General features: G+C 41.3%; 24 protein-coding genes and 2 other annotated features. All 24 genes read left to right on the top strand.

Translation table 11 applies throughout. The features are described 5' to 3' along the window. The first annotated feature begins 221 nt into the window (after positions 1-221). Positions 222-1,595, top strand: a complete 1,374-nt coding sequence (gene radA, locus RGB74_RS19490) for a DNA repair protein RadA (RefSeq protein ID WP_310760869.1) — start codon at positions 222-224, stop codon at positions 1,593-1,595. Between the two features lie 5 nt (positions 1,596-1,600). Then, entirely contained in the window at positions 1,601-2,674 is a 1,074-nt protein-coding gene (gene disA, locus RGB74_RS19485; RefSeq protein WP_310760868.1) for a DNA integrity scanning diadenylate cyclase DisA, read from the top strand. A 74-nt stretch (positions 2,675-2,748) separates the two neighbouring features. Continuing rightward, positions 2,749-3,840, top strand: coding sequence for a PIN/TRAM domain-containing protein (locus tag RGB74_RS19480; protein WP_310760867.1), 1,092 nt, complete (start codon positions 2,749-2,751; stop codon positions 3,838-3,840). A 19-nt stretch (positions 3,841-3,859) separates the two neighbouring features. Next, entirely contained in the window at positions 3,860-4,555 is a 696-nt protein-coding gene (gene ispD, locus RGB74_RS19475) for a 2-C-methyl-D-erythritol 4-phosphate cytidylyltransferase (protein WP_310760866.1), read from the top strand. Beyond that, complete coding sequence (gene ispF / locus RGB74_RS19470; RefSeq protein WP_310760865.1) at positions 4,552-5,025, top strand: 2-C-methyl-D-erythritol 2,4-cyclodiphosphate synthase; 474 nt, start codon at positions 4,552-4,554, stop codon at positions 5,023-5,025. Before ispD ends, ispF begins: the two co-directional genes overlap by 4 nt. A gap of 487 nt (positions 5,026-5,512) precedes the next feature. Continuing rightward, positions 5,513-6,982 (top strand): glutamate--tRNA ligase, encoded by a 1,470-nt coding sequence (gltX, locus tag RGB74_RS19465; protein WP_310760864.1) that lies wholly within the window; start codon positions 5,513-5,515, stop codon positions 6,980-6,982. Positions 6,983-7,038: 56 nt separating this feature from the next. After that, positions 7,039-7,275 (top strand) — a binding site (T-box leader). Between the two features lie 418 nt (positions 7,276-7,693). Next, positions 7,694-8,341 carry a serine O-acetyltransferase gene (gene cysE / locus RGB74_RS19460; RefSeq protein WP_310760863.1) on the top strand — a complete coding sequence of 216 codons (648 nt, stop codon included), beginning with the start codon at positions 7,694-7,696 and terminating at the stop codon, positions 8,339-8,341. After that, positions 8,342-9,745, top strand: coding sequence for a cysteine--tRNA ligase (gene cysS / locus RGB74_RS19455; protein WP_310760862.1), 1,404 nt, complete (start codon positions 8,342-8,344; stop codon positions 9,743-9,745). Continuing rightward, positions 9,746-10,156, top strand: a complete 411-nt coding sequence (locus tag RGB74_RS19450) for a Mini-ribonuclease 3 (RefSeq protein ID WP_310760861.1) — start codon at positions 9,746-9,748, stop codon at positions 10,154-10,156. A 2-nt stretch (positions 10,157-10,158) separates the two neighbouring features. After that, positions 10,159-10,929, top strand: a complete 771-nt coding sequence (gene rlmB / locus RGB74_RS19445; RefSeq protein WP_310760860.1) for a 23S rRNA (guanosine(2251)-2'-O)-methyltransferase RlmB — start codon at positions 10,159-10,161, stop codon at positions 10,927-10,929. Beyond that, on the top strand, positions 10,926-11,444 hold the full coding sequence (locus tag RGB74_RS19440) for an NYN domain-containing protein (protein WP_310760859.1): 519 nt from the start codon (positions 10,926-10,928) through the stop codon (positions 11,442-11,444). The genes rlmB and RGB74_RS19440 overlap by 4 nt, the downstream gene beginning before the upstream one ends. 79 nt (positions 11,445-11,523) lie before the next feature. Further along, positions 11,524-12,174: an RNA polymerase sporulation sigma factor SigH gene (sigH, locus tag RGB74_RS19435; RefSeq protein ID WP_310262372.1), complete on the top strand. Its 651-nt coding sequence runs from the start codon at positions 11,524-11,526 to the stop codon at positions 12,172-12,174. A 650-nt stretch (positions 12,175-12,824) separates the two neighbouring features. Continuing rightward, on the top strand, positions 12,825-12,974 hold the full coding sequence (gene rpmG, locus RGB74_RS19430; RefSeq protein ID WP_077365486.1) for a 50S ribosomal protein L33: 150 nt from the start codon (positions 12,825-12,827) through the stop codon (positions 12,972-12,974). A 58-nt stretch (positions 12,975-13,032) separates the two neighbouring features. Beyond that, a complete protein-coding gene (secE, locus tag RGB74_RS19425) occupies positions 13,033-13,239 on the top strand; it encodes a preprotein translocase subunit SecE (RefSeq protein WP_310760858.1) in 207 nt (68 codons plus the stop codon). A 76-nt stretch (positions 13,240-13,315) separates the two neighbouring features. After that, positions 13,316-13,849 carry a transcription termination/antitermination protein NusG gene (gene nusG / locus RGB74_RS19420; protein ID WP_310262364.1) on the top strand — a complete coding sequence of 178 codons (534 nt, stop codon included), beginning with the start codon at positions 13,316-13,318 and terminating at the stop codon, positions 13,847-13,849. Between the two features lie 159 nt (positions 13,850-14,008). Beyond that, a complete protein-coding gene (rplK, locus tag RGB74_RS19415) occupies positions 14,009-14,434 on the top strand; it encodes a 50S ribosomal protein L11 (protein WP_310262361.1) in 426 nt (141 codons plus the stop codon). A 157-nt stretch (positions 14,435-14,591) separates the two neighbouring features. Then, the gene (gene rplA, locus RGB74_RS19410; RefSeq protein ID WP_310262358.1) at positions 14,592-15,293 is read left to right on the top strand and encodes a 50S ribosomal protein L1; all 702 of its coding nucleotides are present in this window, start codon (positions 14,592-14,594) and stop codon (positions 15,291-15,293) included. Between the two features lie 45 nt (positions 15,294-15,338). Further along, positions 15,339-15,494, top strand: a sequence feature (ribosomal protein L10 leader region). A gap of 38 nt (positions 15,495-15,532) precedes the next feature. Next, positions 15,533-16,033 carry a 50S ribosomal protein L10 gene (rplJ, locus tag RGB74_RS19405; protein ID WP_310760857.1) on the top strand — a complete coding sequence of 167 codons (501 nt, stop codon included), beginning with the start codon at positions 15,533-15,535 and terminating at the stop codon, positions 16,031-16,033. Positions 16,034-16,080: 47 nt separating this feature from the next. Then, positions 16,081-16,446, top strand: a complete 366-nt coding sequence (rplL, locus tag RGB74_RS19400; protein WP_310262352.1) for a 50S ribosomal protein L7/L12 — start codon at positions 16,081-16,083, stop codon at positions 16,444-16,446. Between the two features lie 100 nt (positions 16,447-16,546). After that, a complete protein-coding gene (locus RGB74_RS19395) occupies positions 16,547-17,149 on the top strand; it encodes a class I SAM-dependent methyltransferase (RefSeq protein ID WP_310760856.1) in 603 nt (200 codons plus the stop codon). Positions 17,150-17,440: 291 nt separating this feature from the next. After that, the gene (gene rpoB / locus RGB74_RS19390; RefSeq protein WP_310760855.1) at positions 17,441-20,983 is read left to right on the top strand and encodes a DNA-directed RNA polymerase subunit beta; all 3,543 of its coding nucleotides are present in this window, start codon (positions 17,441-17,443) and stop codon (positions 20,981-20,983) included. A 29-nt stretch (positions 20,984-21,012) separates the two neighbouring features. Then, entirely contained in the window at positions 21,013-24,636 is a 3,624-nt protein-coding gene (rpoC, locus tag RGB74_RS19385; protein WP_310760854.1) for a DNA-directed RNA polymerase subunit beta', read from the top strand. Positions 24,637-24,720: 84 nt separating this feature from the next. Continuing rightward, a complete protein-coding gene (locus tag RGB74_RS19380; protein WP_077365502.1) occupies positions 24,721-24,969 on the top strand; it encodes a 50S ribosomal protein L7ae-like protein in 249 nt (82 codons plus the stop codon). A 120-nt stretch (positions 24,970-25,089) separates the two neighbouring features. Beyond that, complete coding sequence (gene rpsL / locus RGB74_RS19375) at positions 25,090-25,512, top strand: 30S ribosomal protein S12 (protein ID WP_310760853.1); 423 nt, start codon at positions 25,090-25,092, stop codon at positions 25,510-25,512. Positions 25,513-25,519: the final 7 nt, after the last annotated feature.

The following is a 25,519-nucleotide window of genomic DNA, read 5'->3' as shown; positions in this document are numbered from 1 at the left end:
ACCCGGAAGGCAGTCATGTCCTCCGGGTTTTTGTCGAAATAATTCCTTAGTTTCGCCTTTATTCGCAGAGTCTAAAATGGAAAGAGTTGTTAGCTTTTATGTTATGATATTAGTGAGATAATTATTATATTTACTACCTTTAGCAATTAGATATATAAAAGATTACATTTTTTAAATATAGTTGTTTTTTATGGTGTAAAGTTTGGAAGAGGAGTTTTGAAATGGCGAAAGTAAAATCAATCTTTCTTTGCCAGGATTGCGGTTATGAATCTCCTAAATGGATGGGGAAATGTCCAGGATGTCAGGCGTGGAATACGATGGTCGAGGAAACGATCCGTCCTGAAAAAAGTGTTAGAGGATTAAGTTCCGGCAATTCAGCAATCAAGCAAAAGCCACAATCCATAGTGGAAGTGAAAAGTGAACAGGAACCTCGGATTCCAACAAACTATCAAGAGTTCAACCGGGTGCTAGGCGGCGGAATCGTTCCAGGTTCTTTAGTTTTAGTTGGCGGCGATCCCGGGATAGGGAAATCAACGCTTCTTCTGCAAACTTCAGCTCAGCTCGCTCAAAAAGGAGAACGCGTTCTCTACATATCAGGTGAGGAATCAGTTAAGCAAACGAAGTTAAGAGCAGACAGACTTGATATAGCAGCAAAAGATTTATATGTATTGGCAGAAACAGATATGGAGCTGATCGAGCAGGCGATGGATGATATTAGGCCATCTGTCATGATTATTGACTCCATTCAAACGGTTTATCGTTCAGAAGTAACTTCAGCTCCTGGCAGTGTTTCCCAAGTAAGAGAATGTACATCACATCTTATGCGGATGGCAAAGACGAAAGGTATTGCTATTTTTATAGTCGGACATGTTACTAAAGAAGGAGCGATTGCAGGTCCTCGCCTTTTAGAGCACATGGTGGATGCTGTTTTATATTTTGAAGGGGAACGTCATCATACTTTTCGTATTTTAAGGGCTGTTAAAAACCGATTCGGGTCAACGAATGAAATCGGTGTATTTGAAATGAAAGAAGAAGGACTTGATGAAGTTTTAAATCCTTCTGAAATTTTTTTAGAAGAACGATCAAAAGGAGCAGCGGGATCTACCGTTGTGGCATCATTAGAAGGCACACGCCCAATGCTTGTCGAACTTCAGGCACTTATCTCCCCTACCAGCTTCGGAAACCCTAGAAGAATGGCAACAGGTATTGAACATAACCGAGTTTCACTATTGATGGCAGTTCTGGAGAAAAGGGTAGGCTTACTTCTTCAAAATCAGGATGCTTATTTGAATGTGGCAGGTGGAGTAAGACTTGATGAACCGGCTATAGACTTAGCGATAGCAGTGAGCATTGCATCGAGTTTCAGAGATGTTCCGACAAAACCAACAGATGTTATGATCGGAGAAATCGGTCTAACAGGAGAAGTTAGAAGAGTCTCACGTATTGATCAAAGGGTACATGAGGCAGCAAAGTTAGGATTTACGCGTGCTATTATACCTGAAAAAAATATAGGTGGATGGACTGTGCCAAAGGGAATTGAAGTTCTCGGCGTATCCACTGTTTATGAGGCATTACAAGCAGCGTTAGGAGGGTAAAGCATATGGATCATGCGATTAAAGAAGCGATCATTAGCCAGATGCTGCAGCTCGTAGCCCCCGGAACACCGCTTCGGGAAGGGATCGACAACGTTTTACGAGCAAAAACTGGCGGACTGATTGTTGTTGGTTTCAACGATAAGATTAAAGAAATTGTCGATGGGGGTTTTTCGATAAACTGTAAATACTCACCCGCATCACTCTATGAGCTGGCAAAGATGGATGGAGCAATTATATTAAATGAGGAAGCAACAAAAATACTATTTGCAAATACACAGCTTATTCCGGATACAGTTATCCCATCAACAGAAACAGGGATCCGGCACCGTACAGCCGAGCGTGTTGCACGTCAGACGGGGAACCTGGTAGTCTCCATCTCACAGCGCCGAAATGTAATTACTCTCTATCAAGGAATGATTCGTTATTCATTGAAAGAAATAGGTGTGATCTTGACGAAAGCGAACCAAGCGATACAAACACTGGAAAAATATAAAGTGGTGTTTGATCAAAGTGTTACGAATCTAGGTGCCTTGGAATTTGAAGAATTGGTGACTTTCCAGGAAGTTACACAAGTTATTCACCGAATTGAAATGGTTTTACGCATAAAAAATGAGATCATTAAATATGTTAATGAACTTGGTGTTGAAGGAAGGCTGATTCGGATCCAGATGGAAGAACTCGTTTCCAATATCGAAGAAGAAGCTTTGCTATTAATCAAAGATTACATGAAGGACAGTAACAGCGATCCTTTTGCAATTCTTCGACAGTTAAATAAGCTTTCGAGTGAAGAATTATTTGATGAATCAGTAATTATGAAACTTTTAGGCTTTTCAGCCGGTATGAATATACAAGATGAGACGATTCATCCGCGCGGGTACCGTATACTTGCCAAGATTCCGAGACTGCCTGCTGTAATTATCGAAAACTTAACAGATGCATTTGAAAATCTCCCGCACATATTGCGTGCATCTATCGACGAATTAGACGAAGTAGAAGGAATCGGTGAAATTCGTGCAAGGAAAGTAAAAGAAGGCTTAAAACGGATTCAAGAACAATTGTTTGTCGATCGGCATATTTAGTTAAATTTTTTCGGAATTTATACGTTTCTATTACCGTTATTTTGTAAATAATGATTAGGGGAGGTGAATAAGGCATGCTAAAAAGAATTGTTCAATTGTTTTTCATAGTCATTGGGGGCATGCTTGGCTATCTTTATATTCCAGATTTAATTCGTGTACTGAATCTAGGTGATTTACCGAATCAAGTTACATCCCCATATGTTGGAGCGGTTATTGGTGCACTTATTCTATTTTTATCTACATTTTGGCTTTCTGATTACGTAGTAGGATTAATTCGGTGGGCGGAAGAAACAGTTGTAAAAGCTCCTGCGACTGATTTACTGTCAGGAACAATGGGATTGATAATCGGGCTTATCGTTGCCTTTTTGATTCAGTCTCCGCTTAACAGTATGGACATTGTGGTCGTCAGTTCGATCTTACCAATCTTTATTACTTTTTTACTGGGCTACTTAGGGTTTCAAGTCGGATTTAAAAAGAGAGATGAATTGATTCAGCTATTCTCATTAAACCGCGGGAATAAAGAACGGAAGAAAGAAACGGAAACTGAAAAACCAAGAGGAATCTACAAGATTCTTGATACTAGTGTTATTATTGATGGACGGGTTGCAGATATCTGCCAAACCGGTTTCTTAGAAGGACCGCTCATTATTCCTCGCTTCGTGCTGGAAGAATTGCAGTATATTGCTGATTCTTCCGATGTGTTGAAGCGCAACAGAGGGCGTCGTGGTCTGGATATCTTAAATCGTATTCAAAAAGAGCTTTCTATGAAAGTTGAAATCTATGAAGGCGATTTTGAAGAAGTAACCGAGGTGGACAGCAAGCTTGTTAAACTGGCTCAGCTTTTAACGGGTGTAGTTGTAACCAATGACTTTAATTTAAACAAGGTGTGCGAACTGCAAAATGTTGCCGTTCTGAACATTAATGATCTTGCCAATGCGGTAAAACCAGTCGTTCTTCCCGGTGAAGAACTGGTCGTGCAAGTGATAAAAGATGGGAAAGAGCAAAATCAAGGTGTCGGATATCTGGATGACGGCACAATGATCGTCGTAGAAGATGGACGAGATTATATCGGAAAAACGATAGATGTAGTCGTGACTTCTGTACTTCAAACATCTGCAGGGCGGATGATTTTTGCTAAAAAAAAGTTGTTAGAAAAAGCATTGTAACGAACGGTGGGGAAAGCACGTGAATTATTGGACAGTCATTCCTGCTGCTGGACAAGGTAAGCGGATGAATGCCGGGATTTCGAAACAGTGGATCGAACTTTTGGGCAGACCGGTGCTCGCCTATACACTGGATGTCTTTGAAAAGGATCCAAATTGCAAAGGCGTTATTCTTGTTGGCAGTGAACAGGAACTGAAACAGATGAATGAATTTGTACAGACATTCCAATATACAAAAGTGCGTGAAATCGTTCCAGGTGGAAGCGAGCGGCAGCACAGTGTTTTTGAGGGATTAAAAAAAGTTCCGGAAGATTGCGGACTGGTCCTTATACATGACGCTGCTCGTCCTTTCATAACAGAGCATCATATTGGGCAGCTTGTTAAAATTGCGGCAGAGACTGGATCTGCTGTTTTAGCGGTTCCTTTAAAGGATACCGTGAAACGAGTCGTTGAGAACCAAGTGGAAGAAACGATCGACCGATCCAGCTTGTGGGCTGTTCAAACCCCGCAAGCTTTTCGTCTTTCTATTGTAAAACAGGCGCATGAACAAGCGGCAGATGAAAAGTGGGTCGGAACGGATGATGCAAGTCTTGTGGAACGAATTGGAGAAAACGTGGCTATTGTAATGGGAGACTATCATAATATAAAATTAACTACGTCTGATGACTTGTTGTTTGGACAAGCGATTCTTGTAGAAAGACAGGGGGGAAAAGCATGATGCGTATCGGACAAGGTTTTGATGTACATGCGTTTAGTGAAGGCAGACCGTTAATTATTGGAGGAGTGACGATTCCTTATGAAAAAGGTCTATTAGGCCATTCAGATGCGGACGTTCTTTTGCATGCAGTTACGGATGCATTGCTAGGTGCAGCGGGTGAAGGAGATATCGGCAAACATTTTCCGGATACAGACCCTGCCTATAAAGGTGCAGATTCGAAACGTTTATTGCTTGATTCTTGGAAACTTGTCGAGAATAAAGGATATCGTTTAGGAAATGTAGATTGTACCATCATCGCACAAAAGCCTAAAATGCTGCCGTACATTGAAGAGATGCGTGCTGTCATTGCCCGTATTTTTGATGTTTCAACAGAACAGATCAATGTAAAAGCAACTACGACAGAGAAACTTGGATTCCCTGGACGCGAAGAAGGCATAGCAGCACAGGCCGTTGTTTTAATTGAAAAATAAGGCTTTCATTCATAAAATAAGACTATCTTTTAAGGCTGGTTTTTAATTGATTGTTGTGTTGGTTTGTGGATACCCTTCATTGACTAGTTGATTGGAGGGTAAGGTGCGAGACTCCTGCGGGACAGGCGGGCTGGTGAGACACTTAAAAGTGAAACGTACGAATGTGGCTCACCGCCTGCCCCGCGGAAAGCGAGCAACCTGAAACGGAAATCAACTACTTTCAAGAGCTACAACGGTTACGAAAACAGTCTTTTTAAAAGATTGTTGCTTTAGAGATATTTTTGAGAAATTCTTCATTGAAAAGTTAATTGGAGGGGTGGCGAGACTCCTGCAGGATCAGCGTGACAGGTGAGACACTTAAAAGTGACGTACGAATGTGGCTCACCGCACGCCCTGCGGAAAGCGAGTCACTAAGAGCGAAATTAACTTCTTTCAATGCATCAAAGTTTACGCAAACAGCATAAATCAAACATAGAGGTGAAGCAGAATGACAACCGAAGTTAGGGTTCGATATGCACCAAGTCCGACAGGGCATTTACATATTGGTAATGCACGTGCAGCTCTTTTTAATTATTTATTTGCTCGTCATTTGGGCGGAAAATTTATTATTCGAATTGAAGATACAGACCAAAAGCGCAACATTCAAGGTGGAGAAGAAAGTCAGTTAAACCATCTTAAATGGCTTGGAATGGATTGGGATGAAAGTGTAGATATCGGCGGGGAATACGGACCGTACCGCCAAATGGAACGTTTGGATCTTTATCAAAAATATACAGATGAACTTCTTACAAAAGGTCTTGCTTACAAATGTTATTGTACGGAAGAAGAGTTGGAAGCTTCCCGTGAAGAGCAGATGGCAAAAGGAGATACACCTGTTTATGACGGACATTGCCGCCATTTAACAGATGAAGACCGTGCTGCTTTGGAAGCAGAAGGACGTAAGCCGAATATCCGTTTCTTAGTGCCTCAGGATCGCACAATCACGTTCGATGATATGGTAAAAGGCGAAGTTTCTTTTGAATCCAGTGGATTCGGCGATTTTGTAATCGTAAAGAAAGACGGTATCCCTACGTATAATTACGCTGTTGTTATTGATGATCACGAGATGGCGATTTCTCACGTACTGCGTGGAGACGACCATATTTCAAACACGCCTAAACAATTATTGATTTATGACGCTCTAGGTTTCGAACACCCTAAATTCGGCCACACGACTCTTATTGTGAACGAAAACCGAAAGAAATTAAGCAAGCGTGATGAATCAATTGTTCAATTTATCGAGCAGTATAAAGATTTAGGATATTTACCCGAAGCATTATTCAATTTTATCGCGCTCTTAGGATGGTCGCCGGGCGGAGAAGAAGAAATCTTCAGCCGCGAAGAGTTTATTAAAATCTTTGATGCTAGCCGTTTATCTAAAGCGCCTGCTGTTTTTGATACACAAAAGTTGACTTGGCTGAACAACCAGTATATGAAACAGCAAGATCCTGAAAGAATTGTTGAATTGTGTATGCCTCACCTAATAAAAGCGGGCAGAATTGCAGAAAATCCGACTCCTGAAGAACAAGAGTGGGTAACAAAACTTGTAGCCCTTCATCTTGAAAAGATGAGCTATGGTGCTGAGATTGTTGATCTGACAGAGCTTTTCTTCAAAGAAGAGATCGAGTATGAAGGAGAAGCGGTAGAAGTTCTGCAAGGTGAAGGTGTGCCTGCAGTTATGGCTAGTTTCTTAAGTCAGGTTGAAGACAGTGAATCATTTGAAGCGGAAGATATTAAAGCGATGATGAAAGCTGTTCAAAAAGAAACAGGTCAAAAAGGAAAAAACTTGTTTATGCCGATCCGTGTAGCTACAACAGGTCAGACACACGGTCCGGATTTACCAGCTGCTGTTGCGTTGTTAGGTAAAGAAGTAATTGTAAAACGTCTAAATAACGTATTATCGAAAATTAGCAAGTAATAAAAGTACACATTTTGCAAAGATTATAATATAGTAAAAGAAACTTAAAAATGTGAATCAAAACGTAGATGAGGAAAGTAGGCTAGGCGCCTTTTCTTAATAGAGAGAACCATCACCGGCTGAAAGTGGTTTATGAAAATGCCTGCTGAAGTGCCCCTCGGAGTCTCATGCTGAACGTTAAGTAGGCACGGGCGGATTCTCCCCGTTATGGAGTTAAAGGGAACAGATATACCATTCTTTAATAAGTATCTGTTAAACAGAGTGGGACCGCGTCTAATACAAGCGTCTCTGTGTCAATTGGCACAGGGGCGTTTTTTATTTAGCTCTTTTCTTAATAATGTTTTCAAAAGGTTGTTGCTTTTGGCTTGTTTTGTTCATTCTCATCATAGAAAAGTTGATTGGAGTGTAAGGTGCGTGACTCCTGCGGGACAGGCGGGCAGTCCGAAAAGCGGAAGCGGTTTGGTCAGCCCTGACAAGCAAAAGTGGAATGGGCTAAGAAGGCGCTTTTTGCCTTCAGGACCATTAAACTTTTGACCTCGAGGGGCTAACCGCTGCAGCTAGAGAGGTGAGACACTTAAAAGTGAAACGTCCGAATGTGGCTCACCGCCTGCCCCGCGGAAAGCGAGCAACCTGAAACGGAGATCAACAGCTTTCAAGAACAACAATGATTGCGAAAACAGCTTTTATTTTAATACAAGGAGGTTGGGAAACATGTTTTCTAGGATGAGAGAAGACATACGGGTTGTTTTTGAAAAAGATCCAGCCGCTAGAAGTTCACTTGAAGTCATTTTAACGTATTCGGGATTACATGCAGTTTGGGCACACAGAATAGCTCATAGAGTATTTAAGCGTAACTGGTTTTTCTTAGCTCGCGTGATATCACAAATCAGCCGTTTTTTTACCGGGATTGAAATTCATCCTGGAGCCCAGATCGGAAGACGTTTTTTCATTGATCACGGAATGGGAGTAGTGATTGGCGAGACGTGTATCATCGGGAATGATGTGACCATTTATCAAGGGGTAACACTTGGAGGTACAGGTAAAGAAAAAGGAAAAAGGCACCCGACACTGGAAGATCACGTTTTAGTGGCAACAGGAGCTAAAGTTCTTGGTTCGTTAACAATCGGTAAGAATTCTAAAGTAGGAGCGGGATCAGTTGTCCTGCAAAATGTTCCACCGAATGCGACAGTGGTCGGAATTCCGGGCAGAGTCGTCATTAAAGATGGAGTTAAAGTGGGTTGTGAACTCGATCACCGTGATTTGCCAGATCCGGTATCAGATAAATTTAGAGAATTGCAGCTTGAAATGAAAAAATTAAGTGAAGAGATGGAAAAACTGAAAAAAGGGAGTGAAGTTTAGATGAGTATCGTGATTTATAACACGCTGACACGTCAAAAGGAATCTTTTGTTCCGCTCGAAGAAGGAAAAGTAAAAATGTACGTTTGCGGTCCGACCGTCTACAATTATATTCATATCGGCAACGGAAGGCCGCCGATTGTTTTCGATACGGTAAGAAGATACCTGGAGTATAGAGGATACGATGTGAAATTTATCTCTAACTTTACAGATGTTGACGATAAAATGATTAAAGCAGCGAAGGAAATGGGGAGCGATGTTCCAACGATTGCCGAAAAGTTTATTCGAGCTTACCACGATGATACGTGCGCTTTAGGTGTTAAAAAAGCAGATGCACACCCCCGTGTAACGGAAACGATGCCAGAAATTATCAGTTTTATTGAAAACCTGATCAAAAAAGGATTTGCTTATGAAGCAGCTGGAGATGTTTATTATAAGACTCGTTCTTTCAATGGTTACGGCAAGCTGTCCCACCAATCCATCGATGATTTAAAATCAGGAGCAAGAATTGAAGTCGGGGAAAAGAAAGAAGATCCATTAGACTTTGCTCTTTGGAAAGCAGCGAAAGAAGGGGAGATCTATTGGGAGAGTCCTTGGGGCAAAGGGCGTCCGGGCTGGCACATCGAGTGTTCGGCGATGGCTAAAAAATATTTGGGTGATTCATTTGATATTCATGGGGGCGGCCAGGATTTAGCGTTTCCGCATCATGAAAATGAAATTGCTCAATCTGAAGCATTGAATGAAAAGCCGATGGCTAAATATTGGATGCATAATGGGTATATTAATATTGATAATGAAAAAATGTCCAAATCACTGGGGAACTTTGTTCTGGTACATGATCTTTTAAAACAGATTGATGCACAAGTACTTCGATTCTTTATGCTGAGTGTACATTACCGCAACCCAATCAATTTCAGCCAGGAACTGCTGGAGTCTGCCGAAACAAGCTTAAACAGAATAAAAACAGCTTATGAAAATTTAAAGCACCGCTTAACGGTTACAGCAGATCTAGCTGAAGATACGGATAAATGGTCAGCAATAGTGGACGATGCGAGAGCTAAGTTCATTGAAGCGATGGATGATGATTTCAATACAGCTAATGCGATCTCGATTTTATTTGATTTTTCAAGAGAAGCAAATGTTTACTTGCAGGAAAAAAATACGTCCAAAGATTTAATCGTAAGCTTTATTCAGCTTTTTGACGAATTAGCTGGTGTGTTAGGAATCGTGTTGAAAAGGGAAGAAGAGCTACTAGACCAGCAGATTGAAGCTCTTATTGAAGAACGAAACCAAGCCCGTAAAGACAAGAATTTTGCGCGTGCCGATGAAATTCGTGACTTATTGAAAGAACAGAACATTATTTTAGAAGATACTGCACAAGGCGTACGCTGGAAAAGGGAAAAGTAAATGACATTATCTGATGGAGATTTCAAACAATTGAATGGAACGACACTTGCCTATATGGGTGATGCTGTTATGGAGCAATTTGTTCGCGAACATTTAATTCGAAGCGGGCAAGTGAAGCCGAATAAGCTTCATACGTCAGCAACTAAAATTGTTTCTGCAAAAGCTCAGGCGGGCATAGTAATTCAGTTGCTTGAAGAAGACTTTTTTACGGAAACAGAAGTGGCTGTTATCAAAAGGGGCCGCAACGCTAACCAAGGGACTGTCCCGAAAAATACGGACGTCCAAACATACAGGCACGCTACTAGCTTTGAAGCGATTTTGGGATATTTGTATTTGTTAAACGAACATGATCGATTAGAAGTAATCATGAAAAGAATACTTAACAACAAGAAGAGAGAGGGGGAAGGCTGAAAATGAGTGAAAAAACGAATGAAGAACAAGAACTTATTATTGGCAGAAATCCGGTATTGGAGGTACTGCGCTCCGGCCGTGATATTAATAAAATTTTTGTAGGTGAAGGTTCTCAGAAGGGGCCGGTCAGCACGATCGTCTCCATGGCTAAAAAACAGAATGTACTTGTTCAGTATGTTCCAAAGCAAAAGCTCGATTCATTGAGTGGCGGAGGAAACCATCAAGGAGTCGTAGCGGGTGTTGCTGCATACAGCTATGCTGACATTGATGACTTGTTTAAGGTAGCTGAAGAACGCGGAGAAGAGCCGTTTTTCATTATACTTGATGAACTAGAAGATCCGCATAACTTAGGATCGATTATCCGTACAGCTGATGCAGTCGGGGCTCATGGTGTTATCATCCCTAAAAGACGGTCAGTAGGTCTGACAGCGACTGTGGCTAAGGCTTCTACAGGAGCGATTGAGTATATGCCTGTTGTTCGCGTTACGAATCTCGTGCAAACGATGAACGAATTAAAAGAGCGAGGTATGTGGTTTGCGGGAGCGGATATGAAAGGCAAGGAAGATTACCGCGCTGCGAAATGGGACATGCCATTAGGTCTTGTAATCGGCAGTGAAGGAAAAGGGATGGGAAGACTCGTTTCAGAAACGTGTGATTTTCTAGTCCAGCTGCCAATGGTAGGTAAAGTTACATCTTTGAATGCATCAGTTGCTGCAAGTCTTTTAATGTATGAGGTATACCGCAACCGCCATCCGCTTGAATTTAAAAAATGAAAATACGCCATTATTTGATTGTTGACGGGTACAACATCATTGGCGCTTGGCCGGAGCTCAGAGGCTTGAAAAATTCCGATTTCGCTAAAGCAAGGGAATTGCTGATTGAGTATATGGCAGAATATCAGGGATCTACAGGTTATGAAGTCATTGTAGTGTTTGATGCCCATCTGTCTCCCGGAATAGAGAAAAAAACAAAAAATTACCGGGTGGATGTCATATTCACACGGGAAAATGAAACAGCGGATGAACGGATTGAACGGTTAGTTGGAGAGTTGAAATCTATCGAAACCCGTATCTACGTTGCCACATCAGATTCAACCGAGCAGTGGCAGATATTCGGAAAAGGTGCACTGAGAAAATCTGCGCGAGAATTGAAGAACGAAATGGACGAGATTCAAAAGCAGATCCACGTGTCTGTCGGAGAACGTAAAAGAAAACAAAATAATTCATCGATCCCGCTATCTAACGAAATTGCCGAAATATTTGAAAGATGGAGAAGAGGTCAAAAATAAGGAATGTTGACGCTTTTGTGAAATATGAAGTATAATATTTCTATATTTTGCCGGTAAAAACCTGGTCGGGGGGATTGTCGTGAACATAGATCTCAAGGAACTATCAGTAATCGATTACGAGCTAATGGAAGATGAAAGCCTTGTGGAACTGGTTCATGAGGGAGACAGCGCAGCACTGGAGTATTTAATCAACAAGTACAAGAATTTTGTTCGTGCCAAAGCAAGGTCATATTTTCTGATCGGTGCTGACCGAGAGGATATTATTCAAGAAGGTATGATCGGGCTGTATAAAGCGATTCGCGATTTTAAAGAGGACAAGCTGTCATCCTTTAAAGCTTTTGCCGAATTGTGCATCACAAGGCAAATGATTACCGCTATCAAAACGGCTACTAGACAAAAGCATATTCCGCTCAATTCTTATGTGTCTTTGGACAAGCCTATATATGATGAAGAATCAGACCGGACACTTATGGACGTCATATGCGGCACAAAGGTTACAGATCCCGAAGAACTTATCATCAATCAGGAAGAATTTGATGATATAGAAGTGAAAATGGGAGAAATATTGAGTGACTTGGAACGAAAAGTACTTATGCTGTATCTCGATGGAAGATCGTATCAGGAAATTTCAGTAGATCTCGATCGGCACGTAAAATCAATTGACAACGCGCTGCAGCGAGTGAAACGAAAATTAGAGAGATATTTAGAGTTAAGGGAAATAACTTCCTAATTTTTTTGCTTACAAATGAAAGTGGTTACAATCAGGGGGAAACTATTTTCTCCTGATTTTTTTTATGTATTAGCGTATGTTGTAGGATGTCGATTTCCCTCGAGTGGTGTCGACTCGTCGATATATTGCTCATTTTCGTTGAATTATGCTCCATTTTCGTCGAATTATCTAAAAATCCGTGAGAATATGATGATTTTTCGTTGAATTAGTAGGTCCAAGGATATGAATTGCTCTTTAGAATGCTGCGTAGAGCACCTAGATTTACCTGCTACGCTTAATTTTCCAATGGAATTACTTAAAATCACTGTTTTTAGCGCTTGTTTTTGATTAAAGTGCTTAAATTCATTCATTTTTCTGCAATAGAAATACGCCTACTATTAATTTGCTTAACTTATTCGATTGTTTTCCACTGAGATACTGTCCGAATAAAGCTTAGTATTAGCGTATTTTTTGCTGAGAATCATTTTGCTAAATTTGAAAATCAAGAAAGAGCGCATAAACTTGATTCAAAAGTAACAGATTAAACAATTTCAAAGACCAATTGAGGCTTTTTCCCTTTATTGACAAGCGTATACCCCTATGTTAAGGTTTTAAAAGTAACATTGTAACGTGGATGAGTGGGTTTGTCGCGCGAAAGGTGTTTATTTAGCATGAGAAAAAAAGTATTTTTAGCCTGTAAACAATGCTCTAAACGGAACTATACAACGATGAAGAACCAGCAAAACAATCCAGAACGAGTCGAGGTTAAAAAGTTTTGCAGTTATTGCAATGCTCATACCATTCACCAAGAAACCAAGTAAGCAATAAAAGCTTTTTTATAAATGTTTTAATGAATTAGATGCATGGGGGTTTATTAAGATGGCGGACGTTGCAGAAAAGACAAAAAAGTCACCAGCTAAATTTCTGTCTGATGTAAATAAAGAGATGAAGCGGGTTAGCTGGCCAAAACGCAAAGAACTATTCCGATATACGGGAGTTGTTTTGGCGACTGTATTGGTAATGGCATTATTCTTCTGGATTGTGGATCTAGGGATTTCACAATTAGTTGAATTGATTTTAAAGTAGATTAGATATAGCTTCTTTTGGATAGAATGCTAGAGTAATATCCATTTTAGGAGGGAAAGGACACGGGTCCCGTCGTATGGAAAAAAATTGGTACGTAGTTCATACCTATTCAGGATATGAAAATAAAGTAAAAACAAACTTGGAAAAACGTGTAGAATCTATGGGTATGTCAGATAAGATTTTCCGTGTGCTTGTTCCTGTCGAGGAAGAAACCGAGACTAAGAACGGCAAAACCAAAACAAGCATGAAAAAAGTATTCCCTGGTTACGTTCTGACGGAAATGATTATGACAGATGATTCATGGTACGTTGTCCGAAATACTCCTGGAGTTACAGGGTTTGTCGGTTCAGCGGGTGCTGGTTCAAAACCAACAGCACTTTTGCCTGATGAAGTTGATCATATTCTTAAGGGTATGGGCATGGAAGCTCCTCGCGTTGAAGTTGATTTCGAAATCAAGGAATCTGTAAAGGTAAAAGAAGGTCCGTTTGCAGACTTTGTAGGAACGATTGAAGAGATTGACGCTACTAAACGCAAGCTGAAAGTTCACGTCAACATGTTTGGCCGTGAGACGCCTGTAGAGTTAGAGTTTACTCAAGTTAGCAAGTTATAATGGAAAAACACTTGTAATCACTTTAAAAAGGTGATAGAATTTTTTATGTTTGATATTTCTAAACATCTGCTTCTTCTCGTTTAGCGGGGGAAGCGTAATTTATGAGTGGGAGGGTTTCGGCCCATAATACCACATCACGGACTTAAGGAGGTGTGTCGCGTGGCTAAAAAGGTTATTAAAATGGTGAAATTGCAAATCCCTGCTGGTAAAGCAAACCCGGCACCGCCAGTTGGACCTGCACTAGGACAAGCTGGGGTAAACATCATGGGATTCTGTAAAGAATTCAACGCTCGTACTGCTGATCAAGCTGGTTTAATCATTCCGGTAGAAATCACGGTTTTCGAAGACCGTTCATTTACATTCATCACTAAAACTCCTCCGGCTGCTGTTCTTTTAAAGAAAGCTGCGGGAATCGAGTCAGGTTCAGGTGAGCCGAACAAAAAGAAAGTTGCGACTGTAAAACGTGATAAAGTTCGCGAAATTGCAGAAACAAAAATGCCAGATCTAAACGCAGCTAGCGTTGAATCTGCTATGCGTATGGTTGAAGGTACAGCGCGCAGCATGGGAATTGTTATCGAAGACTAATTCCATGCCTGATGTTTATTAGGTTGCGAGTAAATGGATGAGATCCTGCCGTACATACGGTTCGCAACCTTTATTCATGCAAAGCGTTTGATTGCGCTTGAATAAGCGTAATAAGTGGGAGGAATATCCGCTAAACCACATAAGGAGGACATTTACAATGGCAAACAAAGGTAAGAAGTACCAAGAAGCGGCTAAATTAGTAGACCGCACAAAAGCATATGAGCTTGCAGAAGCAATTGAGCTAGTTAAAAAAGCTGCACCTGCAAAGTTCGATGAGTCTGTAGAAGTAGCAGTTCGTCTTGGTGTAGACACTAAGAAAGCTGACCAGCAAGTTCGTGGAGCAGTAGTGCTTCCAAACGGAACTGGTAAAACTCAACGTGTATTAGTTTTCGCTAAAGGTGAAAAAGCAAAAGAAGCAGAAGCTGCTGGAGCAGATCACGTTGGAGATTCTGACTACATCAACAAAATCCAACAAGGCTGGTTTGAGTTCGACGTAATCGTTGCAACTCCAGACATGATGGCTGAAGTTGGTAAACTTGGACGTGTATTAGGACCAAAAGGTTTAATGCCTAACCCTAAAACAGGAACAGTTACATTTGAAGTAGAAAGAGCGATTAACGAAATTAAAGCTGGTAAAGTAGAATACCGTGTTGATAAAACAGGTAACGTTCACGTTCCAATCGGTAAAGTATCTTTCGAAGCTGAGAAGCTTGCAGAAAACCTTTCAACAATCATCGAAACATTGTTAAAAGTTAAACCTGCTGCTGCAAAAGGAACTTACATGAAGAACGTAGCTATTTCTTCAACTATGGGACCTGGGATCAAAGTTAATCCATCTTCATTCTCTGTAAAAAGATAGTTGACAAACGGGTTTTGTCCCGTTATATTATATACTGTTAAACACAAATGCATCGGATGAATGCCGTAGACAGCAGGAGCCAACAGGCTTAAATATTCCTGCCGAGGTGAAGCATCGATAAGCTCATTAGTATGTTACTTATGACTTTTAGATACTCACGCCTCCATTGTCTATGACGATGGGGGCTTTGTTTTGAACAAAACCTGCGGTGATGCAATCATTTTACAGGAGGTGTAATAATGAGCGGCATTTTAGAAACAAAAAAGCAATTAGTATCTACGATCTCCGAGAAATTACAACAGAGCCAATCAACAATCGTTGTTGATTACCGTGGACTTACTGTTGCACAGGTTACTGAACTTCGTAAGCAATTACGTGAAGCTGGCATTGAGTTCAAAGTTTACAAAAATTCAATGGTAACTCGCGCTGCTGAAGCTAATAACCTAAACGAATTATCAGAGCATTTAACTGGACCTACAGCGATCGCATTCTCTAATGAAGACGTAGTAGCTCCTGCTAAAATCCTTAACGACTTTGCGAAGAAAAACGAAGCGCTTGAAATCAAAGCTGGTGTAATCGAAGGACGCATCGCTTCTAAAGAAGAAGTGAAAGCTCTTGCTGAACTTCCATCAAGAGAAGGTCTTCTTTCTATGGTACTCAGCGTGCTTCAAGCACCTATCCGAAACTTTGCATTGGCTACTAAGGCTGTTGCTGAACAAAAAGAAGAGCAAGGCGCTTAAGTCTTATCTTCAACCAATAACTTACATTCCTTAAGGAGGAAATTATAATGTCTAAAGAACAAATCATTGAAAGCCTAAAAACAATGACTGTTTTAGAGCTTAACGACCTAGTTAAAGCAATCGAAGAAGAGTTTGGTGTAACTGCTGCTGCTCCTGTAGCTGCTGCTGGTGGAGCTGCTGGTGGAGACGCTGCTGCTGAACAAACTGAATTCGACGTAATTCTTACAAGCGGTGGAGCTTCAAAAATTAAAGTTATCAAAGTTGTTCGTGAACTTACAGGTCTTGGACTTAAAGAAGCGAAAGAACTTGTTGACGGTGCTCCAAAGCCAGTTAAAGAAGGCGTAGCTAAAGAAGAAGCTGAAGAAATCAAAGCTAAACTTGAAGAAGTTGGAGCTTCTGTTGAAGTTAAGTAATCCAATTGGAAAGGTTCGCCCGATGGCGGACCTTTTTGTTTGTTTTGCTCTTACAACTGGGAATACTGTCTTTATCAGAAGGTAAGGAGAGTTTAGAGTCATGAAAAATCATTATTATTCTGAAACGCCAGGTACACAAAGCAAGAGGGAAGCCTGGGAGTTCGAATTAAAGGGCAATAAGTTTCGATTCACCACAGATGCTGGTGTCTTTTCGAAAAAAGAAGTTGATTTTGGGAGCCGCGTTTTAATAGAATCTTTTATTGCGCCAGAAGTAACTGGTGACTATATAGATGTAGGTTGCGGTTATGGCCCGATCGGTCTAACCCTGGCAAAAGAAGAACCTGAACGTATCGTTCAAATGGTGGACATTAATGAACGTGCTGTCGAGTTATCGAAATGGAATGCGCAGCAAAACAAAATCTATAATGTAAAAATTAAAAAAAGCTATCTCTTTTCTGAAGTGCAGGATCGTGACTTTGCTGCTGTTATAACGAATCCGCCTATCCGTGCGGGTAAAGCGGTCGTTCATCAGATTTTTGAAGAAGCGTATGGCAAACTTCGTGTTGGCGGTGAACTTTGGGTAGTTATACAAAAGAAGCAAGGTGCACCATCTGCAATAGAAAAAATAGAGGGATTGTTCGGGTCAGTCGAAACCATTGCTAAGAAAAAAGGTTATTATATTTTACGCGCAATAAAAGTTTGACTTGATAAAAACCGTATGATAGTATTATAAAATGCCAATGGATTCGCATTTTCCTGCTTATTTTTCGTGGTAAGCGAAAAAACGTTGATAAATCAACGTTTTTTACTCATGTTTAGACGTATAAAATGTGAAAAAGTTGGACAAAATTATATAATCAGCATTATCAAAATAGGAAAACTGCGGTTTTAAATTTATGAAACCCTTTTTCTTTTTGTTTTCTAATTTTCTTACTAGAATATTAGAAAGAAATAAAAAACACGAAAAAAACGCTGGATTTGAGGGGTGAAGCAGTTGACAGGTCAACTAGTTCAGTTTGGACGCCACCGCCAACGAAGAAGTTATGCAAGGATTAGCGAAGTGCTTGAATTACCAAACTTAATTGAAATTCAAACCGCTTCCTATCAATGGTTTCTTGATGAGGGGTTACGTGAAATGTTCCGAGACATTTCGCCGATTGAAGATTTTACAGGCAACCTCGTATTAGAGTTTATTGACTATAACTTAGGTGAGCCGAAGTATCCTGTAGATGAATCAAAAGAGCGCGATGTTACTTACGCTGCTCCGCTTCGTGTGAAAGTGCGTCTGATCAATAAAGAGACGGGCGAAGTAAAAGAGCAGGAAGTATTTATGGGAGATTTCCCGTTAATGACAGATACGGGAACCTTTGTGATCAACGGGGCAGAGCGTGTTATTGTATCACAGCTCGTTCGTTCACCAAGTGTTTACTATAGTGAAAAAATAGACAAAAACGGTAAAAAAGGTTTTACCGCTACTGTCATTCCAAACCGCGGTGCTTGGCTGGAGTTTGAAACTGATGCTAAGGACGTAGTTTATGTGCGTATCGACCGCACAAGGAAAATCCCGATTACCGTATTGCTTCGTGCTCTAGGGTTTGGGTCTGATCAAGAAATCATTGATTTGCTTGGAGAAGACGAGTATCTGCGTAATACGTTAGATAAGGATAATACAGAAGGTACAGAAAAAGCCCTTCTCGAAATCTATGAACGTCTTCGTCCGGGAGAGCCTCCAACAGTAGATAATGCAAAAAGTTTATTAGATTCACGTTTCTTTGATCCGAAACGCTATGACTTAGCAAACGTTGGACGCTATAAAATCAATAAAAAGCTTCATATAAAGAATCGTCTATTCAACCAAAAGTTAGCGGAAACTCTTGTTGATGCTGAAACTGGTGAAGTAATTGCGGAAGAAGGCACATTGCTGGACCGCAGAACTTTAGATAAGATCATTCCTGCTCTTGAGAGCGGTGTAGGTTTTAAAACGGTTACGCCAGCTGGCGGAGTAGCGGAAGATCAGGATATTTCCTTACAATCTATTAAAATCTATGCGCCGGATGATCAAGAAGGCGAAAGAATTATTAATGTTATCGGAAATGGTTTTGTTGATAAAGAAATTAAAAACATTACGATTTCAGATATTATTGCTTCAATTAACTACTTCTTTAACTTGCTGCATCAAGTAGGTAATACAGATGATATTGACCATCTTGGAAACCGTCGTTTACGTTCTGTTGGTGAGCTTCTGCAAAACCAATTCAGAATCGGACTTTCCAGAATGGAGCGCGTTGTTCGCGAACGTATGTCTATTCAAGACACGAACGCGATTACACCGCAAGCGTTAATCAATATTCGTCCTGTTATAGCTTCTATTAAAGAGTTCTTCGGAAGCTCTCAGCTTTCACAGTTCATGGATCAAACGAACCCGCTTGCTGAATTGACGCATAAACGCCGTCTTTCCGCACTAGGGCCAGGTGGTCTTACACGTGAACGTGCCGGCTTTGAAGTTCGTGACGTTCACTATTCCCACTACGGGCGTATGTGTCCGATCGAAACTCCGGAGGGTCCGAATATCGGTTTGATCAACTCACTTTCTAGTTTTGCGAAAGTGAATCAATATGGATTTATTGAAACTCCATACCGACGCGTTGATCCTGAAACAGGTAACGTGACAAGCCGAATCGATTACTTGACTGCTGATGAAGAAGATCTATACGTAGTTGCACAGGCGAACTCACTGCTTGGTGAGAACGGTGAATTCTTAAATGAAGACGTAATCGCTCGTTTCCGTGGAGACAACACAGTTGTAAAACGTGATCGTATCGATTATATGGATGTATCGCCAAAACAGGTTGTATCTGCTGCAACAGCATGTATACCGTTCTTGGAAAACGATGACTCCAACCGTGCCCTAATGGGAGCGAACATGCAACGTCAGGCTGTACCTTTGCTTGTTCCTGAATCACCAATTGTTGGTACAGGAATGGAGCACGTATCCGCAAAAGACTCCGGAGCTGCAGTTATCTGTAAGCACGAAGGAATTGTAGAACGTGTAACTGCGAAACAAGTAAAAGTTCGCCGTATTAAAGAAGTAGATGGCAAGGAAGTTTCTGGCGACCTTGACACTTACAACATGCTTAAATTTATTCGTTCCAACCAAGGGACTTGCTATAACCAGCGTCCGATCGTTTCTACTGGAGACCGTGTAACAAAAGGTGAAATCCTTGCTGACGGGCCTTCCATGGAAAAAGGTGAACTTGCTTTAGGACGCAACGTACTTGTTGCCTTCATGACTTGGGAAGGTTACAACTACGAGGATGCTGTCATCATGAGCGAGCGTCTTGTAAAAGACGATGTATACACTTCTATTCATATTGAAGAGTATGAATCAGAAGCACGTGATACAAAGCTCGGACCAGAAGAAATCACACGTGATATTCCAAACGTTGGTGAGGACGCATTACGTAATCTGGATGAGCGTGGAATTATCCGCACTGGTGCAGAAGTTAAAGATGGAGATATCTTAGTAGGTAAAGTAACACCTAAAGGAGTTACAGAACTTACTGCTGAAGAACGCCTATTACATGCTATCTTCGGGGAAAAAGCACGTGAAGTACGTGATACTTCATTGCGAGTACCTCACGGCGGCGATGGTATTGTACTAGATGTAAAAGTATTTAACCGTGAAGACGGCGATGAACTTCCTCCTGGTGTTAACCAGCTCGTTCGTGCATATATCGTGCAAAAACGTAAGATTCACGAAGGGGATAAAATGGCCGGACGTCACGGAAACAAAGGTGTAATTTCTAAAATTATGCCAGAAGAAGATATGCCGTATCTTCCAGATGGAACTCCAGTTGACATCATGTTAAACCCGCTAGGGGTACCTTCCCGTATGAACATCGGTCAGGTATTGGAACTGCATCTTGGAATGGCTGCTCGTCAGCTAGGAATTCACGTTGCAACACCAGTATTCGATGGTGCGCGTGAGGAAGATGTTTGGTCTACGATTGAAGAAGCCGGAATGGCTCGTGATGGTAAAACAGTACTTTATGATGGACGTTCAGGTGCTGCTTTTGATAACCGTGTATCAGTTGGTGTCATGTATATGATCAAACTTGCTCACATGGTTGACGACAAGCTGCATGCTCGTTCAACTGGACCATACTCACTTGTTACACAGCAGCCTCTTGGTGGTAAAGCACAATTTGGAGGTCAGCGTTTCGGGGAGATGGAAGTTTGGGCGCTTGAAGCATATGGTGCTGCTTATACACTTCAGGAAATTCTTACGGTCAAGTCGGATGACGTTGTCGGCCGTGTGAAAACGTATGAAGCCATTGTAAAAGGTGAAAACGTTCCTGAACCAGGTGTTCCAGAATCGTTTAAAGTATTAATTAAAGAACTTCAATCTCTTGGAATGGACGTTAAAATCTGTTCTGGAGATGACAAGGAAATTGAAATGCGAGAGCTTGATGATGAAGACGATCAGGCAAGCGAGAAATTAAATTTAAATCTTGAGTCTTATACTGCGAATGACTAAAACAGGATATCAAAAGGGAGGTACGCTCCTTGATAGATGTAAATAATTTTGAATATATGAAAATTGGTCTTGCTTCACCGGATAAGATCCGGTCGTGGTCAAGAGGGGAAGTAAAGAAGCCTGAAACAATCAACTACCGTACGCTTAAGCCTGAAAAAGACGGCTTATTCTGTGAAAGAATTTTCGGTCCAACGAAAGACTGGGAATGTCATTGCGGTAAGTATAAGCGCGTCCGTTATAAAGGTGTCGTTTGTGACCGCTGTGGAGTTGAAGTAACAAGAGCAAAAGTTCGACGTGACCGTATGGGTCACATCGAGCTTGCTGCTCCGGTTTCCCATATTTGGTATTTCAAAGGAATTCCAAGCCGTATGGGTCTTGTTTTGGATATGTCTCCAAGAGCGCTAGAGGAAGTTATCTACTTTGCATCGTACGTTGTTACAGATACAGGTGATACTCCGCTAGAAAAGAAACAGCTGCTTTCTGAAAAAGAATTCCGCACATACCGTGAAAAGTATGGAAAAGGTTTTTCTGCCCAAATGGGTGCAGAGGCAATCAAGCGTCTTTTAGAAGATATCGATGCTGAAAAAGAAGTTGAAGCTCTAAAAGAAGAGCTTAAAACTGCTCAAGGTCAGCGTCGTACACGTGCAATTAAACGATTAGAAGTACTTGAAGCATTCCGTCACTCGGGCAACCAAGCGGATTGGATGATTCTTGAAGTGCTTCCGGTTATACCGCCGGAATTGCGTCCGATGGTCCAGCTGGATGGCGGACGTTTCGCTACATCTGACTTGAACGACTTATATCGCCGTGTTATTAACCGTAACAACCGTTTGAAGCGTCTATTAGATCTTGGTGCGCCAAACATTATCGTTCAAAATGAAAAACGTATGCTACAAGAAGCGGTCGATGCTTTAATCGACAATGGTCGCCGTGGCCGTCCGGTTACAGGACCAGGAAACCGTCCGCTTAAATCTCTTTCACATATGCTGAAAGGGAAACAAGGACGTTTCCGTCAAAACTTGCTTGGTAAACGTGTTGACTACTCTGGACGTTCGGTTATCGTTGTTGGACCAAACTTAAAGATGTACCAATGTGGTTTACCTAAAGAAATGGCACTTGAATTGTTTAAGCCGTTTGTTATGAAAGAACTTGTATCAAAAGGGCTTGCACATAATATTAAGAGTGCAAAACGCAAGGTAGAGCGTGTTCAGCCTGAAGTTTGGGATGTTCTTGAAGAAGTAATTCGTGAGCACCCGGTTCTGCTAAACCGTGCACCTACACTTCACAGACTTGGAATTCAAGCATTTGAACCAACACTTGTTGAAGGTCGCGCTATCCGTCTTCACCCACTCGTATGTACAGCTTATAACGCTGACTTTGACGGTGACCAAATGGCGGTTCACGTTCCTTTATCAGCTGAAGCGCAAGCTGAAGCACGTATTCTTATGCTTGCTGCCCAAAACATCTTGAACCCGAAAGATGGTAAGCCGGTAGTAACACCTTCACAGGATATGGTTTTAGGTAACTATTACCTAACTTTAGAACGTGCAGGAGCTATTGGTGAGGGTTCTGTGTTTAAAGATATCAATGAAGCAATTATTGCTTACGAAAACGGATATGTTCACTTGCATTCAAGAATTGCGGTGCCTGTTTCCACTTTAAATAAAGAATCCTTTACAGAAGAACAGCAATCTAAACTTCTTATGACAACAGTAGGGAAATTGTTATTTAACGAAATCCTGCCGCCGTCATTCCCATACATTAACGAGCCGACTACTTCGAACCTTCAAGTAGAAACACCTGAGAAGTATTTCTTAGATCCGGCTGCTGATGTAAAAGAAGAAATCGCTAAATGTGAAGAGATTGTTCCTTTCAAGAAAGGTATTCTCGGTAAGATTATCGCTGAAATCTTCAAACGCTTTAAAATTACTGAAACATCTATCATGCTTGACCGCATGAAAGAACTAGGATTTAAATACTCTACGCGTGCTGGTATTACGATCGGTGTTTCCGATATCGTTGTATTACCTGAAAAGCAGGGGATTCTTGCTGAAGCGGAAGAAAAAGTAGTAAACGTAACAAAGCAATTCAGACGTGGTCTAATCACAGAAGAAGAGCGTTACGAGCGTGTTATCAACATTTGGAGTGCTTCTAAAGACGTGATTCAAAATAAATTGATGGGTACACTTGATAAGCGTAACCCGATCTTTATGATGAGTGACTCTGGTGCCCGTGGTAACGCGTCTAACTTTACACAGCTAGCTGGTATGCGTGGTTTGATGGCCAACCCGGCTGGTAAAATCATCGAGCTACCAATCAAATCAAGTTTCCGTGAAGGTTTAACAGTACTAGAGTACTTTATCTCTACTCACGGAGCGCGTAAAGGTCTTGCCGATACGGCTCTTAAAACAGCTGACTCAGGTTACCTGACTCGTCGTTTGGTTGACGTTGCTCAAGACGTAATTGTCCGTGAAGATGATTGTGGAACAGATAGAGGCTTAGAAGTTGCAGCTATTAAAGAAGGCAACGAAGTTATCGAACCGTTGCATGAACGTCTGATTGGCCGTGTAGCCTTTAAAAAGATTTACCACCCAGAAACAAATGAAGTTCTAGTAGATGTTAACGAACTAGTTACAGAAGATATGGCTTCTTACATTGAGGAAGTTGGCGTAAAGGCTGTAACGATCCGTTCAGTATTTACTTGTGATACACGTCATGGTGTTTGTAAAAAATGTTATGGACGAAACCTTGCAACTGGCTCTGACGTTGAAGTCGGAGAAGCAGTTGGTATTATCGCTGCTCAATCCATCGGTGAACCAGGTACACAGCTTACAATGCGTACCTTCCATACAGGTGGGGTAGCTGGAGATGATATCACACAAGGTCTTCCGCGTATTCAAGAATTGTTTGAAGCTCGTAACCCTAAAGGTCAAGCTGTTATTTCAGAGCTTGTCGGTACGGTTGTCGGCGTAAACGATGCTAAAGATAAGCGTGAAGTAGTTGTACAAGGTGAAATCGAATCAAGATCTTACACAATCCCATTCGGTGCCCGTATTAAGGTAGTTGAAGGCGATAAAGTAATTGCAGGTCAAGTATTGACTGAAGGTTCGATCGATCCAAAAGAACTTATCAAAGTTCGCGGCGCAGAAGGCGTTCAAGAATACCTATTGCGTGAAGTACAGAAAGTTTACCGTATGCAAGGGGTAGAAATTGGAGATAAGCACGTTGAGGTTATGGTTCGCCAAATGCTTCGAAAAGTGCGTATTATCGATTCTGGAGATTCTAAAGTTCTTCCGGGAGCACTTATGGATATTCATGCATTTACAGATGTTAACCGTAACGTACTTCTTGAAGGCGGGACACCTGCAACTGGTCGTCCAGTACTTCTTGGTATTACTAAAGCATCTCTTGAAACAGAATCGTTCCTTTCTGCTGCATCGTTCCAGGAAACAACGAGAGTCCTTACTGATGCTGCCATCAAAGGTAAGCGTGACGAATTGCTTGGACTTAAGGAAAACGTTATTATCGGTAAGTTGATCCCGGCTGGTACTGGAATGAATCGTTACAGAAAGATCGGAATTAATTCTCCGGTTGTGGAAGAAGAGAACAACGAAGAGGCAGAATTGCCAACAGAACTTGTTTCTCAAGATTAATAAATGAAATGTTGACATCGGGAGCCCATCGGTGATATTATTACGGATGTGCTCCTAAGAAATGTTACTTTGGAGGATATTTGCATGTCTTATGAAAAAGTGACACAGGCTTCTGAAATTATCGTAGGTACTAAGCAAACAATCAAAGCTTTGCAAAACGGCGAAGTCAAAGAACTGGTCGTTGCGGAAGATGCTGATTTTCGTGTAACAAGCAAAGTATTGCAAATTGCTGAAGAAAAGCAAGTTCCAATTGTAAAGGTTGATTCTATGAAAAAGCTTGGCAAAGCATGCGGTATAGATGTCGGAGCCGCAACTGTTGCGATAAAAGGATAATATATATGTTTTTGCGCGTGGAGCAAGACAGCACCGCTCTAAATGCGCAAAAACTTTCTTTTGTCCGAAAATGAACCGCCCGGGTCGGTGGTATTACATGAAAAGAGAGGAGGAAAACAAATGCCTACAATTAACCAACTAGTTCGCAAAGGTCGCGTTTCTAAAATCAAGAAATCTGACTCTCCTGCTTTGAACAAAGGTTATAACAGCTTCAAAAAGTCCCAAACTAACGTTACTTCTCCGCAAAAGCGTGGAGTTTGTACTCGTGTTGGTACTATGACTCCTAAGAAGCCGAACTCAGCGCTTCGTAAATATGCGCGTGTTCGCTTAACTAACGGAATCGAAGTTACAGCTTACATTCCTGGTATCGGCCACAACCTTCAAGAGCACAGTGTTGTTCTTATCCGTGGAGGACGTGTAAAAGACTTACCAGGGGTACGTTACCACATCGTTCGTGGTGCTCTTGATACGGCTGGTGTAACCAACCGTATGCAAGGTCGTTCTAAATACGGAACGAAGCGTCCAAAAGCTCCTAAGAAATAATATCGTA

It is taken from the genome of Bacillus sp. NEB1478, assembly GCF_031582965.1.
In the GTDB taxonomy this organism is placed as follows: Bacteria; Bacillota; Bacilli; order Bacillales; family Fictibacillaceae; genus Fictibacillus.
The sequence above is the reverse complement of the archived record's forward strand: the minus strand, read 5'-3'. Positions and strand labels throughout refer to the sequence as shown.

Excerpts from the sequence above, each read along its gene's own strand:
- radA (WP_310760869.1), top strand. The coding sequence starts at position 222 with ATGGCGAAAGTAAAATCAATCTTTCTTTGCCAGGATTGCGGTTATGAA.
- disA (WP_310760868.1), top strand. The coding sequence starts at position 1,601 with ATGGATCATGCGATTAAAGAAGCGATCATTAGCCAGATGCTGCAGCTC.
- RGB74_RS19480 (WP_310760867.1), top strand. The coding sequence starts at position 2,749 with ATGCTAAAAAGAATTGTTCAATTGTTTTTCATAGTCATTGGGGGCATG.
- ispF (WP_310760865.1), top strand. The coding sequence starts at position 4,552 with ATGATGCGTATCGGACAAGGTTTTGATGTACATGCGTTTAGTGAAGGC.
- gltX (WP_310760864.1), top strand. The coding sequence starts at position 5,513 with ATGACAACCGAAGTTAGGGTTCGATATGCACCAAGTCCGACAGGGCAT.
- cysE (WP_310760863.1), top strand. The coding sequence starts at position 7,694 with ATGTTTTCTAGGATGAGAGAAGACATACGGGTTGTTTTTGAAAAAGAT.
- cysS (WP_310760862.1), top strand. The coding sequence starts at position 8,342 with ATGAGTATCGTGATTTATAACACGCTGACACGTCAAAAGGAATCTTTT.
- RGB74_RS19450 (WP_310760861.1), top strand. The coding sequence starts at position 9,746 with ATGACATTATCTGATGGAGATTTCAAACAATTGAATGGAACGACACTT.
- rlmB (WP_310760860.1), top strand. The coding sequence starts at position 10,159 with ATGAGTGAAAAAACGAATGAAGAACAAGAACTTATTATTGGCAGAAAT.
- RGB74_RS19440 (WP_310760859.1), top strand. The coding sequence starts at position 10,926 with ATGAAAATACGCCATTATTTGATTGTTGACGGGTACAACATCATTGGC.
- rpmG (WP_077365486.1), top strand. The coding sequence starts at position 12,825 with ATGAGAAAAAAAGTATTTTTAGCCTGTAAACAATGCTCTAAACGGAAC.
- secE (WP_310760858.1), top strand. The coding sequence starts at position 13,033 with ATGGCGGACGTTGCAGAAAAGACAAAAAAGTCACCAGCTAAATTTCTG.
- nusG (WP_310262364.1), top strand. The coding sequence starts at position 13,316 with ATGGAAAAAAATTGGTACGTAGTTCATACCTATTCAGGATATGAAAAT.
- rplA (WP_310262358.1), top strand. The coding sequence starts at position 14,592 with ATGGCAAACAAAGGTAAGAAGTACCAAGAAGCGGCTAAATTAGTAGAC.
- rplJ (WP_310760857.1), top strand. The coding sequence starts at position 15,533 with ATGAGCGGCATTTTAGAAACAAAAAAGCAATTAGTATCTACGATCTCC.
- rplL (WP_310262352.1), top strand. The coding sequence starts at position 16,081 with ATGTCTAAAGAACAAATCATTGAAAGCCTAAAAACAATGACTGTTTTA.
- RGB74_RS19395 (WP_310760856.1), top strand. The coding sequence starts at position 16,547 with ATGAAAAATCATTATTATTCTGAAACGCCAGGTACACAAAGCAAGAGG.
- RGB74_RS19380 (WP_077365502.1), top strand. The coding sequence starts at position 24,721 with ATGTCTTATGAAAAAGTGACACAGGCTTCTGAAATTATCGTAGGTACT.
- rpsL (WP_310760853.1), top strand. The coding sequence starts at position 25,090 with ATGCCTACAATTAACCAACTAGTTCGCAAAGGTCGCGTTTCTAAAATC.